The sequence below is a fragment of the Brachyspira sp. genome (assembly GCF_050873525.1).
Taxonomy (GTDB): Bacteria; Spirochaetota; Brachyspiria; order Brachyspirales; family Brachyspiraceae; genus Brachyspira.
In genome coordinates, this window is record NZ_JBNMIZ010000044.1 from 1 (window position 1) to 14,262 (window position 14,262).

General features: G+C 31.1%; 9 protein-coding genes. 6 read left to right on the forward strand and 3 right to left on the reverse strand.

From position 1 onward, the window contains the following. Positions 1–22: 22 nt before the first annotated feature. The 3 genes from ACR0QS_RS04700 to ACR0QS_RS04710 all read right to left on the reverse strand — a co-directional run bounded on the left by ACR0QS_RS04700 (position 23) and on the right by ACR0QS_RS04710 (position 7,671). Positions 23–445 (reverse strand): OmpH family outer membrane protein, encoded by a 423-nt coding sequence (locus ACR0QS_RS04700; protein ID WP_432632289.1) that lies wholly within the window; start codon positions 443–445, stop codon positions 23–25. 102 nt (positions 446–547) lie between these two features. Further along, positions 548–3,169 carry an outer membrane protein assembly factor BamA gene (gene bamA, locus ACR0QS_RS04705; protein ID WP_432632290.1) on the reverse strand — a complete coding sequence of 874 codons (2,622 nt, stop codon included), beginning with the start codon at positions 3,167–3,169 and terminating at the stop codon, positions 548–550. 5 nt (positions 3,170–3,174) lie between these two features. Beyond that, positions 3,175–7,671 carry a hypothetical protein gene (locus tag ACR0QS_RS04710; RefSeq protein ID WP_432632291.1) on the reverse strand — a complete coding sequence of 1,499 codons (4,497 nt, stop codon included), beginning with the start codon at positions 7,669–7,671 and terminating at the stop codon, positions 3,175–3,177. Between the two features lie 224 nt (positions 7,672–7,895). On the opposite strand from ACR0QS_RS04710, the gene ACR0QS_RS04715 reads away from it, so the two are divergent. From ACR0QS_RS04715 to ACR0QS_RS04740, 6 genes are all read left to right on the forward strand, one after another. After that, positions 7,896–8,327: a PTS sugar transporter subunit IIA gene (locus ACR0QS_RS04715; protein ID WP_432632292.1), complete on the forward strand. Its 432-nt coding sequence runs from the start codon at positions 7,896–7,898 to the stop codon at positions 8,325–8,327. A 33-nt stretch (positions 8,328–8,360) separates the two neighbouring features. Beyond that, entirely contained in the window at positions 8,361–8,669 is a 309-nt protein-coding gene (locus ACR0QS_RS04720; protein ID WP_432632293.1) for a PTS sugar transporter subunit IIB, read from the forward strand. A 178-nt stretch (positions 8,670–8,847) separates the two neighbouring features. Further along, positions 8,848–9,549 carry a tetratricopeptide repeat protein gene (locus tag ACR0QS_RS04725; protein WP_432632294.1) on the forward strand — a complete coding sequence of 234 codons (702 nt, stop codon included), beginning with the start codon at positions 8,848–8,850 and terminating at the stop codon, positions 9,547–9,549. Positions 9,550–9,555: 6 nt separating this feature from the next. Further along, a complete protein-coding gene (dprA, locus tag ACR0QS_RS04730; RefSeq protein WP_432632295.1) occupies positions 9,556–10,803 on the forward strand; it encodes a DNA-processing protein DprA in 1,248 nt (415 codons plus the stop codon). An 80-nt stretch (positions 10,804–10,883) separates the two neighbouring features. Then, complete coding sequence (gene topA / locus ACR0QS_RS04735) at positions 10,884–13,025, forward strand: type I DNA topoisomerase (RefSeq protein WP_432632296.1); 2,142 nt, start codon at positions 10,884–10,886, stop codon at positions 13,023–13,025. Next, positions 12,965–13,909, forward strand: a complete 945-nt coding sequence (locus ACR0QS_RS04740; RefSeq protein WP_432632297.1) for an N-acetylmuramoyl-L-alanine amidase family protein — start codon at positions 12,965–12,967, stop codon at positions 13,907–13,909. Before topA ends, ACR0QS_RS04740 begins: the two co-directional genes overlap by 61 nt. Positions 13,910–14,262 lie beyond the last annotated feature (353 nt).

The following is a 14,262-nucleotide window of genomic DNA, read 5'->3' on the forward strand; positions in this document are numbered from 1 at the left end:
ATTATTATTTAAATTAATAATTTTATTTTCTTAAAGACGATTTTACATCCGCTATAACCGATTCCGTAATATCAAAAGTTCTGTCGGCATACAATATCGAATGTTCCGTTCTTTCCAAAATCAAAGTGTAGCCTTCTTTTCGCACAATATTCATTAAAGAATTTGAGACTTGCTTTCTCACTTGTCCTTTCAAAGAAGTGTCTCTTGAATTTGCAATAGAACTTTCGGAATTATCTTCTTCGGAATTTTGATTATTAATTTCTTCTTGTTTTTGTTTCAAAACATCCAAAAGTTCCTGGTCGCTCGTCACTTCTTTTATTACTCTTTGCAAATCTATATAGCCCACTTTCGTTAGCCTGTAAGATTGAGTGAATAATCTTGGACTTATTATAGATACAAATAAAACCGCGATAAATATTAAACCGAAAATACAATACTTTTTCATTTTTTCTCCTTGTTTCTTTTTATTTATTTTTTATTTATATTTTATTTTTAATTAATTTTTTTAATAATAATATTATACAATATAATTTATTTTTTTAATAGATTAATAGAACGGATGATTCATCGTAAACGCTATTCCCCATCCTCTCCCAAGCCATTTTCCAAGCGGAGAAAACGAATCGCCCTCGAAAGCCTGCAAACCTTTTCCAAATCCCACATTATCTTTATTATAAACGAATCTTTGAGCAAAATAGAATCTTATATTAAATATTGGAATCGTTAGCCTTAATCCGAATCCCCAAGAATACATATACTGTGAAGGGTCGAATATATCTTTAATATTCATAAATTGCGAAGGATAACTATAAGCGTCTCCATCCTGATTAAGTCCCGAACTTCCCGGCATCCATAATTGTCCCGCATCCAAGAATGTTACAAATCCTAAAGTTCTCTGTATGATAGGAACTCTCAATTCGGCAAACACTCTCACTTTCGCTCTTCCGTAAGCCCAAGAATCAATCGAGCCGTTATTTCCTACCATATCGTAAGTGGACAAACCTCTATTATGTTTGAATATCGTATATTTTGAAGTGTCCCATCCTCTGACATCTTCAAAAGGATTAAGATAATATAAAACATCCGCATCGTTTCTAATATCCATTCCGGGAATTTTAACTATTTGCGCTATCTCTCCGTAGAATGCAAATGAAAGTCTGTCATTAACGGGAACTGCTAAAAATCCCGTAGCATTTAATCTCATAAGTTGAGTATGTAGAAAATAAAAATCAACCGTGCCTCTTAAAAAACTTCCTCTTGTCGGATTGGAATAATCGTTTCTGCTATCTCTTAATAAAGAATAAGATACGATAAATGTCGTAAACCAGTCGCTTTGCCATCTGCTAAAGCCTCCGTCCTTTTTAAATTTTTTATGTTTCAAATATTTTTTTATATCATTCAAAACATGGTCGGGACTGTCTTCGTTCGCTCCCTGATTATACCATTGCATATACTGTTGAACTATCGTGTCGAAAGTTAAAAATGTAGAATAATAATCGTAAAAATAATATCCCAAACGAACTATGCCCTCGAAACCATGCCTCGTATAATAAGAATATCTCGGAAGTCCGAAATCTCCCGTTCCTATCTGGTCGCCCGTATTTATATCTTCGTAGAAATAAGACAAATCTATTCCAAGATAGATTGGCAGATTGAGCAAATAAGGCTCGGCAAAATTGAGAGCGATTCTTTTTTGAGTTTGTCCGTATTCTCCGCTCGCTCCTAATTGCAAACCTCTTCCCAAGAAATTCATCTCTCTAATAGAAGCGAAAACTTTAAATCCCGAACCAGTTGAAAATCCGCCGCCGCCTGAAACCATAGCCGACCTTCCGTCCGTTACATTTAAGGCAAGTTCCATTAATCCTTCTGCGGAACCTGGTTTTACATTTATATTAATATTTTCAAAAAACTGCGTATTATATAATCTTTCCTGCACTCTCTGTATTTTTGCAGAGTTAAAAATTTCGCCGGGTTTTATATCGACATATCTTTGAATAACAAAATCTTTTGTTTTTGTATTTCCAGCGAATGTAATATTTTCGATATGCGCTTTGTCGTTTTCAACAATATCATACATAATATTTACTATCTTCGCGTCTTCGTTTACCGTAATAACGGGAATAACCTGACGGAATATATATCCTCTTTCCGAATATTTATTTTGAATTCCCTGATAATCCGTCATATGATAAGTATAATTATATAAAGCGCCTTTTTTCGATTTTATATCTTTTTGTATATTATCCGATGGAATTATTATATTTCCCTTAAATCCAATATCTCCAAAATAATATCTGTCGCCTTCCGTCAAATAAATATCAATTATCAAATCCTGGTCGTTTTTTATCTGCGGGTCTCTCCATTGATAAGTATATCTCACATTATCCACTTCCGCTTTATAATAGCCTCTGTCGGCATAATATTTTACTATTTTCGCTTTATCGTCTTCAAATTTGAATTCGTTAAATTTTCCCAAAGATAAAAATCCGTTTTCTTTTGTCGACATTTGCCTTTTAAGTTCGTTATCCGAAAAACGCGTATTGCCATGAAATCTTATAAAAGCGACTTTTACTTCGTTTCCTTCTTCAATATTCATTTCAATAGTGACTTCCGAAAGTTCTTTATTTTCCGTCACTTTAGGTTTTACATAGGCTTTCAAATATCCTTTATCTTGGTAATTTGTGATTATAGAATTTACGGCGTCATTTAAATTTTGCGGAATATAAGGGTCGCCCGCTTGCATTATCGGTTTAATCGCATCGTTTAGCGCCGTTCTTGTTAATCTTTTATTTCCCGTGTATATTATGTCTTTTATTAAAAATCTTTCAGCAACGATTATATTTAATATTACTCCGTTTCCATCGTTTCGCACATCGATTGCGACTCTTTCAAAAGATTGAGTATCGAATAATTTTTTTATCGCTTCATTTATTTCCGCTCTCGAAAATTTGCTTCCCGCTTTAATTGGAAAACTATTTTTAATTTGGGTTTCGGTAAGACGCACTTCTCCAGTCACTTCTATATCGTTTATCGTTAATCCTTCATAGGCGGCAATATTTCTCGCGTTTCTCAAATTTTCAAAATCGCTTTCCGCGGCTATCAAAATGAAAGTAAATAAAACGGCAAATACCAAAAATAAAACGATTAAATATTTTCTTAGAAAATTCACTGATATTATCTCCACAACCACAATCTTCTACGAATAACAAAATTAAAGTCTTGCCCTATAGATTGAATATAGAAAGGATTTATTTTATATTCAAAACTAAAATTTGCAAGCCTGCTGTTTCTCAATAAAGAAAGCTCGAAACCGAATCTTTGGTCAAAATAATAAGAATCTTGCGGACGCCCAAAAAGATTTGGTCTGTCGGGGTCTTTCGAGTTATATGTTATGTCGTATTTTACATATAAATATTTTGAAAAAGTTTTTCCTATACTAACGCTCGTATTATTAAAAACTTTATAAAGACTCAAATTATTATTATAAGTTATAAAATTATTCACTACGGGCGCGTTAAAATCTATAGAATCTATTATTCCAAGTCTGCTTATCCATCTTTCAAAAGGTCTTAAAAGATAAGTGGAAGTTGCGTTTCCTATTGCTACATCTCCGTAGCTTCCCGCAAGCTGAGTGATTGAACTCATTTGAGAATTATTCATAGTCGCTCTATCGAGAGATGTCGTGCTTTGGGCAAACATCTGCTCTTCTCTATTTCCAAAACTTCCTTGAGGTATTCCCGCAAGCTGATTAACCTGATACTGACTCAAAGGCGGAATAGTATAAAATCTAACTGGCGATATTCCCGCCGTATCGGAAGATAAAATTTGAGATAATCGAGAGTTCATTTCCATATATAAAGTTACATTTTCGCTCGGAAGTTCTTCTTCAATATATTCCGAAGTCGAACTTGAACTTGAATTCGCTCTTGCGGACGAAGTATAATATTTTTTATTTACATAAGCGGTTGCCTCTATTATAGGGTCCGAACTGTCGCTTTCTGGAAAAGTAACCGAACCGTTTTCCAATCTATATGTATTTTGTAAATAATATATATTTCCTCTTTCAAGATTAATCGTTCCCGCAAATTCCATACCGTCCATTAAAGAACTGTAAATTCTCATTTTAGAACCTTCTTCCAAATAAAAATTTCCAACCAAAGTATGATTTACTCTAACCTGTCTCCAAGCCTCTATAATAAAATCCCAGTATATTCTGCTCGCTATTCCGTAAATATGCTGATTATAATAGTTTTGATTATTTAATACGCGAAGCTGAATATCGCTTCTCATTAAAGTCAATGTGCCTCCGATTGTAGGAGCGGCTATGCTTCCTCCAACCTTCATATCCAAATGCAAAGGTCCTCTTATTCTCGCGGCATTTAAATTTATATCTCCGTTCAAAAGTCCAAGTTGTTCGTCCGAAGAAAGCAAATCGAAAGCTATATAATTTATGCTATTTTTAAAAATTTCCGCTTCTCCCGTTACGGCTAAATTCTTTTTTCTTTTGGAATAGAAAGTTAAATTATTTATATTAAAAGTATTTCCGTCAAAATTAAAATCGACAATCGTATCGTCAAATATGTCGGAAAAATATTTTATCTTTACTCTTCTTCCATGTCCTAAAAATCTTCCGTTTATAGCCAAATCTTCTTTATCTCCATGAATTCTCGCGTATAAAGTATAAGGTTTATTATCGATTATAAAATTTGTAGGAGAAGATTGTATTTCGTCAAAAATAACATTAAATATTTCAAATATTTCCACATTGAGCCTGTCGGAAGTTAAAAGCAAATCGACTTGATTATTTTTCGTATCTCTTATTACTCCGTCTATATTCAGCATATCGTAATTATCAAAAACATAATTTAATTCCGTTTTTGTTTCGTTTTCTTCTTTTGAAATTATTCCGTTAATTCCATGAGATTTTGTATTCTTAAAAGAAATTTGTCCTTCCGAATAAGTCATTACCGTTCCGAACTCGGGCAGTTTTCTTTTATTAATCGTAATCGGACTCGTTTGAATTCTGTATTCGGCAATTCCGTTCGGCAGTCTTCTCATGTTATAATTTATATTTCCGCTATATGTGCTGTATAAAAATAAATTATTAACTTCTATTTGAGCATTCTGCAAATCTTTTGAAAAGTAAGCGTAAGGAATTTTTATTTGCTGCGGTCTTGTAAATGTCTTTGATATTATTACTCCGCTTTTTCCAGTTTTCGTCATAATAAAATCTTTAAGTTCCAATTCGTTTTTTCCGTAATATCCCGTAAGCGAAACATCGAATCTGTCTTCCAATACTTCCAAATCTTTTATATTAAATCTATCAAGATAAATAATCGGGTTGTTTAATAAACCAATCACGGTTGCATCCGCCGATAATATTCCGTAAATTCCGTTACCGTAATTCAAATTAAAAGGCAAATCTTCTACATTCAATTTTCCATAAACATTATTTTTATTGATTGAAACATCGATTGCAAATCCGCCGTCATATTCCGCCGACTTGAATATAGCGGTAAATTTATTTATTCCGTCTCTATTATCCAAAATTCCGTTTCCCATGACTCTGTTTGCGCCGTAATCCAAAATTATATTTGTAAAAACTAAACTTTGATTTGAAAGCTCGAATTGAGTATTTAAAGTAAAAATCGGAGCGACATTTTTATCGAATTTTACATTTCCGTATATATAAAAAGGTTCTTGAGTATAATTGTCGATTGAAATATCGGCGTTTATAACATTATTATTTATATTTAATTCTCTTGGAGTTTTTATATTTAAATTAATTATTCCGTTTGTCGTTATAGAACCGTTTGCCACGATTTCGGATTTTTCAGTCGCCGCATAGATTATTTTATTTCCGTTGGTAGAATCCAAAGTAAAACCGTTTAAATTATATTCTCCAAATGGACTTTCTACATTTCCGTTAATTTTTACATTAAATTGTTTATCGTATTCAATATTCGCTTTTGCCTTTATATCGCCGCTGTCGGATAATTTATAATAAATATCGTTAATTTCTATCATATTGCTATAAACCAAAGCGCAGATTCTTATTAAATATTCTTCCGTGTAAACTTTTCTTGAAGCCATTTCCAAAGAATGAATATTTCCTTTTCCGTCAGTATATAAAGCGTTGCTCATACTATAATTAACATATAAAGAAGATAAATTATCTATAGGATTTCTTCCCAGCGCAACCATAAAAATATCTTGAGGAATAGTTCCGTTCGCTTTTGCAAGTATCGGTTTAGTATTATCCAAATAAATATTCGCGTTAAACGGTTCTTTATAAATATTTTCAATCAAATTAATTTCAATTTCTTTATCTTTTATTTTATGAATTATATTAAAAGCCATCGGTTCGGATAAAACATTTGCATAACTTAATTCCTGCATCGTAAATCTCGCTACGATTCTTTCCATACTCGAAGATACGGGGCTTAAAGTCAATCTCGTAGATAAATTATTAAAACCCGCCGAAATATCGTTAACATTTAATTCCAATCTGCTTAATAGCGGCTTTTCTATTGGAATTACTCCGCTTGCGATTATATTTCCGTTTAATAAATTTATTATCGCGTTGGATAAAATTATATTGTTGTCGATTAATTCCGCTTTTGCAAATAAATCAAAAAAATTATCTTTCGCTTTCAAATCCATATCCAAATAAAGATTTTCGTTTTCCGCTCGTTTGCCTTTTATATTTAAATTCGCATATTGAAAACCTCCGATATAATTGCTAATAGTCGTTCTCGTTTTATTATCGAATTCAATAAATTTATGAACTATCGGCGTATCGAAAGCTATATTCATTAATTTATAAATTGCGCTTTTTTGAATATTTATATTTGTGATTGAAAAATCCAGTCTTTTATTATTATAATCGTAAGTTAAATTTGCAAAATTATTGCTGTAGCTTCTTAAGTTTCCTTCGAGTTTATCGTTATAATCGTTTGTGAAATCCAAATTATATTTAAATAATTCTCCTTTTTCGTCCTGCGCGTCTATTATAGAATTGATTTCGGACAAATCGGGTTTGCTTTCCATCGTAAAATATATTGAAGTTCTATCGGGCAGATTAATGCTGTAAGATAAAAAATATCTATAATTTCTAAAATTTCCGTTTAAATGATTAAGCGATACTTCGGATGTTTCTCCTTCGTCAATAATCTTTGTTGAAAAATTTCTTATTCTTATATTTTTATCGAGAAATAAATCTGTAATATTTTCTATCGTGTTTTTTATATCGTTATAGTTTTCGGAAGGTTTATCTTTGTTTTTATTTAAAATCGAATTGTCAAATAACGCGGGATAAAAATTCGCGTCATTAATATCTATTTCGCTTAAAATATAAAAAATATCTCTTTTAAATAAAAGTCTTAAAGGATTGAATCTTAAAGAAGCTCTATCCAAATCGAAAAAAGCGGAAGAATTATTTTTTGAATAAAGTTTTACATCTTCCAAAATAATTTCGAGTCTGTAAGATAATTCTATGTCGGCTATTGATATATTTATCGGAGAGACTTCGTTTATATAAGAAATAATATTATTCAAATATTTTTGTTTATTGTTCAAAACCAAAATCGCGCTAAAAATTGCGGGTATCATAAAGGCAATCAAAGTTGTAGCCAAATATATTTTGAATTGAGAATGTCTCTTTCTACGCAATCAAAAGTTCCTCCGAAACTTTAACTATTAATTATTGATTATTAAACTATAAATTTAATATTATAATATAATAACCTATTTTTAAAAGAATTGTTATATATTAAATTTCGGTATATAGGGCTTATAATTCATTTAGTATAATTGTTAAATTTGACAAAATATTAAAATTATTGTAATATTATATTAAAACGAATAAAAATATATAAAATTTAATCGGAGTTTTTATGTTAAAAGAATTCATAAAAGGAAATATTAAAATAGTCGATTCTGTGGCAAATTGGGAAGAGGCTTTGAAAATCGGAGCGGAATCTTTGGTAAAAAATGGAAATATCGAAGAAAGATATATTAAAGCGATTATAGATAATGTTCACAAAAACGGACCCTATATTGTTCTTATGGACGGCGTTGCAATGCCGCATTCTCGTCCAGAAGAAGGCGTTATAAAAAGAGGAATGAGTTTATTAAAAATAAGAAACGGAGTAGATTTTTATAAAACCGAAGCGAAAGTTTATTTATTTTTCACATTAGCCGCAGAAGACGCGGACGGACATCAAGATGCAATAGCCGAACTTGCCGATTTTTTGGGAGACGATGAAAAAGTTGAAAAATTAATAAAAAATGATGTTAATGAGGAAGAAATTTTAAGTTTATTATAATTTGATATTAAAATATTATTAGGAGGCTCAACTATGTTAAAAGTATTGGTTTCATGCGCTAACGGAACGGGAACGACTTTAATGATGAAAACAACGGCTGAAAAATCTCTAAAATCTTTGGAAATTAAAGATTTTGATATTCATACATGCGCATTATCTGGCTGCGAGCATACAGCAACCGATTATGACCTTATCTTTTGTCCTATTAATTTTACAGATATGTTCAAAGAAGCTACAGAAAAAGGCGTAAAAGTTATAGGTATAAAAAACATTCTTTCCGAAGACGAATTCAAACAAAAACTCGAAGAATCTGGATATTTGGAAGATTTGAAGAATAAATAAACTAGACGAAAACAATAAAACAATTTTTACCAATATAAATTTTAATAATGGAATAAATTATCAATTTAAAATTATCAAACGACTTTAATAATTTTTTGCATTTATTTTTATATAATAATTTTCTTTACTTTTTCTACAATTATATATATTATAAAACAATTAATTAAAGGTTTTTATTATGAAAAAGATTTTTATGATTATAATATTTGCGATGGTTATTTGTTCCTGCAATCAGGTTTTTAAAAACAGATATAATTTAAATAAAGCATATACTTTATACGAAAAAGGAAAAAATAAAGACGACGATGAAGCGTTGCTTGAAATAACGGGAACTTATAACGACATAATAAATCAAAAAATATACGCTCAAGATAGACTTGCAGCCGTGTATAGACTTTTGGGAGAGCGAAGTTTGGCTAAAGGACAATACGGATACTCTGCAAAATATTTTTCGGAAGCTTTGAAAATCTTGCCGAACAGTCCTTATTTAAGATACGGACTCGGAATATCTTATTCTTATTTGGTTGAAAGCGCCGATACGGAAGAAAAAAGAAACGACTTTATAGAGCGAGCGGAAAAAAATATAAATTTCGCAATCAGCAAAGACGCGAATAATCCCAATTATTATGCAGCTTTGGCGTCTCTAAAAGGAATTCAACAAAATTATTATCAAGAAGCTTTGGAACTTATAAATAAAGCGGTTGAACTTTCGCCGAATAATACGGATTATTTATTTGTTTTGGCGAGATTGCAATATAGCGTTGGAAATAGAGACAGAGCGGTTGAAGTTTATAGAAGAATATCTAATTTAACCGAATCGACTGCGATAAGAGAAAGAGCTTTAAATAATATAAATCAAATAACGAGTATGGGTAATTGAAATAAAATGAATAAAAGCGACAGTATAAAAACTTATTTGATAGCCCTTAATCAAATTGAAAAAATCGGAGACAGAAGAATTTATGAACTCATAAAACATTACGAATCGGTTGAAAATATTTTTGAAGATAAAGAGAAAAATTTAAAAGAATTGATAGAAAAAAAATTCAAATTCAAAATTAACGATTTCAGTAAAAACGAAATATTAGATAAAGCGGAAAATATAATAAAAAAATCCGAAGAACATGAAATAAAAATTTTAAGTTTATTCGATAAAGAATATCCTTTTAATTTAAAACAGATTGATAATCCGCCATACATACTTTATTATAAAGGCGATTTAAAAAAATTAAGAAGAAATTCGATTTCAATAGTTGGAACGAGAAACCCGACTAATGAAAGCAAAAAATACGCGTTCGATATTGCTTCAAAATTATCCGCATTGAATATAACGGTTGTGTCGGGCATGGCGAAAGGGATAGATAAAGAAGCTCATTTGGGGGCAATATCTTCGCTTGTAAATACGGCTGCGGTTTTGGGAAACGGAATAGATATAGTTTATCCGTCCGAGAACGTTAAGGTTTATAATAAATTGATTGAAAGCGGAATTGTAGTAAGCGAATTTGAAGTTGGAAGGAAACCCGATAGAATGAATTTTCCAAGAAGAAATAGAATAATATCGGGATTATCTTATGCTACGATAATGGTGGAGGCTTCGAGCAAATCTGGAGCTTTAATAACTGTAGATTACGCTTTGAATCAAGGTAGAGAAGTTTATATAGCTCCTTACGATGAAAAACTGAAAGAATATTTTGGAAATCATAAATTATATAAAGAAGGAGCTAAAATTATTTACGATATAACCGATATACTTGAAGATTTTGATTCCATATTTTCAAACGATGACGATTATTTGAAAATGAAATTAAAATATTTTGAAGGCGGCAATATTCCGAGTAAAGAAAATAATAGAGAAAGTAAAATTATAAATATTCAAAAGAATAAAGAGAATAATAAAAAAGAAAATAAAACGATAAAAAAAATTACTGAAAATAAAAAAATTGAAAAACCAAATTTGGAAGGAGACGAAGCGAAACTTTACGATATAATAAGCAAAAGCGATAAAGTCCATATTGACGATATTATAGAAGAGACGGAAATGAAAACTCAAGTCGTTACTTCCGTTTTGATGCAGCTTGAAATAAACGGTTTCATAAAACAAACGGCGGGAAAATATTATACCGCTTTATTATAGATTATAAATTTTATAAAAATAAAATAAAAAATAAAATTAATTAAAATAAATAAAATAAATTTGGAGATGGGAAATAAATAATGGAAGCTAATGTTAAAATTGAAAAAAAAGAAAAAAAATCAAAAACTAATTCTAAAAAAAAGAAACTTGTAATAGTCGAGTCGCCAGCAAAGGCAAAAACTATCAATAGATATTTGGGAGCGGATTATATAGTTAAATCTTCTATGGGACATTTGATAGATTTGCCGAAAAGCAGAATCGCAATCGATGTCGATAACGGATTTGAGCCAGAATATATTACGATAAGAGGAAGAGCAAAAATATTAAACGAACTTAAAAGAGAAGCTAAAAAATCGGAAGAAGTTTTACTTGCGGCGGACGATGACAGAGAGGGAGAGAGCATAGCTTGGCATATAGGAAATAAAATTAAAATGGCTAATTCTAATATTCCTATAAAAAGAATAGTTTTTCATGAAATAACTAAAGACGCGCTTAACGAAGCGATTGAAAAACCGAGAGATATCGATATTGCTAAAGTAAACGCTCAAAAGGCAAGAAGAGTATTGGACAGATTGATAGGATATAATTTGAGTCCGTTATTGTGGGAAAAAATAAAAGGAAGATTATCTGCGGGCAGAGTTCAAAATGTTGCTTTGCTTATAATTTGCAATAGAGAGGGAGAAATTGAAGCTTTTGTTCCCGTAGAATATTGGACTTTTGAAGTATTCTTAAAACATAAAAATAAAGAATTCATTGCAGAACTTCAAAAATATAAGGGAGAAAAACCAGAATTAAAAAATAAAAAAGATGTTGATGAAATAATAAATCATTTGAAAGATAAAACTTATAAGGTTTCGTCCATCGATGTTAGAGACAGATTAAGAAATCCAGTCGCTCCTTATACTACAAGTAAATTACAGCAGGCGGCAAGCACTTCGTTAGGTTATAATTCTTCAAAGACAATGCAAATAGCTCAAGGTTTATATGAAGGAGTTTCGATTGCAGGAGAATCAACGGGACTTATAACTTATATGAGAACGGACAGCGTGAGAATATCTCCAGTCGCTCAAGAGCAGGCGAGAGAATTTATAAAAAAAGAATATGGAGAAAATTATTTGCCAGCGGAAGCTCCAAGTTATTCGGTAAAGAAAAACGCTCAAGACGCGCATGAAGCTATAAGACCGACAAATGTGTTTTTGACTCCAGATAGCGTAAAAGAATATTTGAAGAACGACCAATACAAATTATATAAATTGATATGGGAGAGATTCGTTTCTTCGCAAATGCTTCCAGCAAAAATGAAAAATACGAGAGCGATTATAGTCGCTGGAGATTGTGAATTTTCGGTTTCTTCTTCAAAAATAGAATTTGACGGTTATTTAAAAGTTCTTACTATAGATAAAGGAGATAAAGAAAAAGCAGCTAAAATGCCTAATCTTTCCAAAGACGAAATTTGCGAATTTATAGAAAATAATCCTCAGCAGCATTTTACCACTCCGCCTCCGAGATATAATGACGCTTCTTTGGTAAAAGTTCTCGAAGAAGAAGGAATAGGCAGACCTTCCACTTACGCTCCGATTATTAGAACTATAATTTCGAGACATTATGTTCAAAGAAAAGGCAAACAGTTAGTTCCTACAGAATTGGGCAAATTGGTAAACGAACTTATAAGCGAAAATTTCCCAGAACTTGTGAATATCAAATTTACGGCTGATATGGAAAGTAAACTTGATAAAATAGAAGACGATAATATAGAATGGAATAAAATGTTAAAAGAATTCTATCCTCATTTTTTGGATACGCTTAAAACGGCTTCGGAAAATATTCACAATATGAAGGATTTTTTCAACGAAGAAACCGATTTTGTATGTGAGAAATGCGGAAGGAAAATGATTAAAAGGCTTGGAAAATACGGATATTTTATAGCTTGTTCGGGATTCCCTGAATGCAAAAATGCAAAGGGAATTTCTTTCGGAGTATGTCCTAAATGTCAAGGCGATATAACTTTAAAGCGTTCCAAAAGGGGAAGAGAATTCTACGGTTGTTCCAATTATCCTAAATGCGATTTCGTAAGCTGGGATAAGCCTATTCAAACTCCTTGTCCGAAATGCAACGGATTAATGGTTGAAAGGCAAATAAAAAATAAAGGATTATTTAAAGTTTGTATCAAGGAAGATTGCGGATATTTGGAAGAAATGTCGGAAGAGGAAAAAGAAGAATAATCGTTATTCTTATTTTAGTATTTTTATCGTTAAACTTTTTTAATAGAGTTTTAGCGGAAAATATAAAATTAGATAATCTGAATATAAAACCTGAAGACTTGAAAAAAAATTTTAATCCAGTAGCGAATAAATTTAACGAAAAAACGATTACTACAATAATAATAGACGCGGGACATGGCGGAAAAGACCCTGGCTCGATTGGAATAAATAAATTGAAAGAAAAAGATATTGTTTTATCGTTTTCATTGGAATTAAAAGAAGAATTAAAAAAAATACTTCCGAATGTCGACATATTCCTTACAAGAGATAAAGACATTTACCCGACTTTGCAAGAGCGATATAAAATAGCAAACGCTTCCGCAAAAATAGACTCTGAAAAATCGAAAAACGCTTTATTTATAAGCGTTCATGCAAACGCTTCTTTAAATCCGAACGCGAAAGGTTTCGAGGCTTATTTTATAACGGCGCAAGAATCGAGCGAATACGCTAGAGCGGTTTCGATATTGGAAAACAGCGCTCTGGTTAAATTCGATAAAGTTGACGCTTCAAAATACGAAGAAAACGCATCTCAATTAACTCATAATTATATGCTTGTCGAACAGCATCAAAAAGAAAGCAGACTGCTCGCTCAATCTATAGTGGACGAAGTTTATAAAGTAAGCGGAGTTTCAAAAAGAAATAAACCCGTTCAAAACGCTTTATTTTATGTTTTAAAAGGTTCGCTTATGCCTTCCACTTTGATAGAGATTGGATTTATAACTAATGAAGAAGACGCTAAATTTATGAATACTAAAGACACGAGAATAAAAATGGTGAAAGCTACGGCAAATGGAATAAAGAAGTATATTAAAGAATTTGAAGATACCGAAGGTTTTACTAAATAATTCTTAATTTGATTTTATTGATAGCGGATTGTTTCGATAGATTTCGCAATGAAGAAAATTATAATTCGTTAACTTTTCTTAATAACAATGTGGCTTTCGCTCTTCGTCCCTGTAGGAATCCTCTTGTTTGCTTTTTCTGAAATGTTAAAATTCTCCGATTTCACTCATATAAAAATCTAACCATAGCGGAATGTAAATATATAACCTAATCAGTATCAAAATATTTAGCTCATTTAAAATAATTAATTATATAATTATTAAAATTTACATGAAATTTATTTATAATTTTTTTTATTTTAGCTATTGATATTATTTATTTTTACGGTATAGAAATATAATTTGGGAGTAACTTG

Coding starts and splice junctions, on each gene's coding strand:
- ACR0QS_RS04700 (WP_432632289.1), bottom strand. CDS start 445: ATGAAAAAGTATTGTATTTTCGGTTTAATATTTATCGCGGTTTTATTT.
- ACR0QS_RS04725 (WP_432632294.1), top strand. CDS start 8,848: ATGAAAAAGATTTTTATGATTATAATATTTGCGATGGTTATTTGTTCC.
- ACR0QS_RS04720 (WP_432632293.1), top strand. CDS start 8,361: ATGTTAAAAGTATTGGTTTCATGCGCTAACGGAACGGGAACGACTTTA.
- topA (WP_432632296.1), top strand. CDS start 10,884: ATGGAAGCTAATGTTAAAATTGAAAAAAAAGAAAAAAAATCAAAAACT.
- dprA (WP_432632295.1), top strand. CDS start 9,556: ATGAATAAAAGCGACAGTATAAAAACTTATTTGATAGCCCTTAATCAA.
- ACR0QS_RS04715 (WP_432632292.1), top strand. CDS start 7,896: ATGTTAAAAGAATTCATAAAAGGAAATATTAAAATAGTCGATTCTGTG.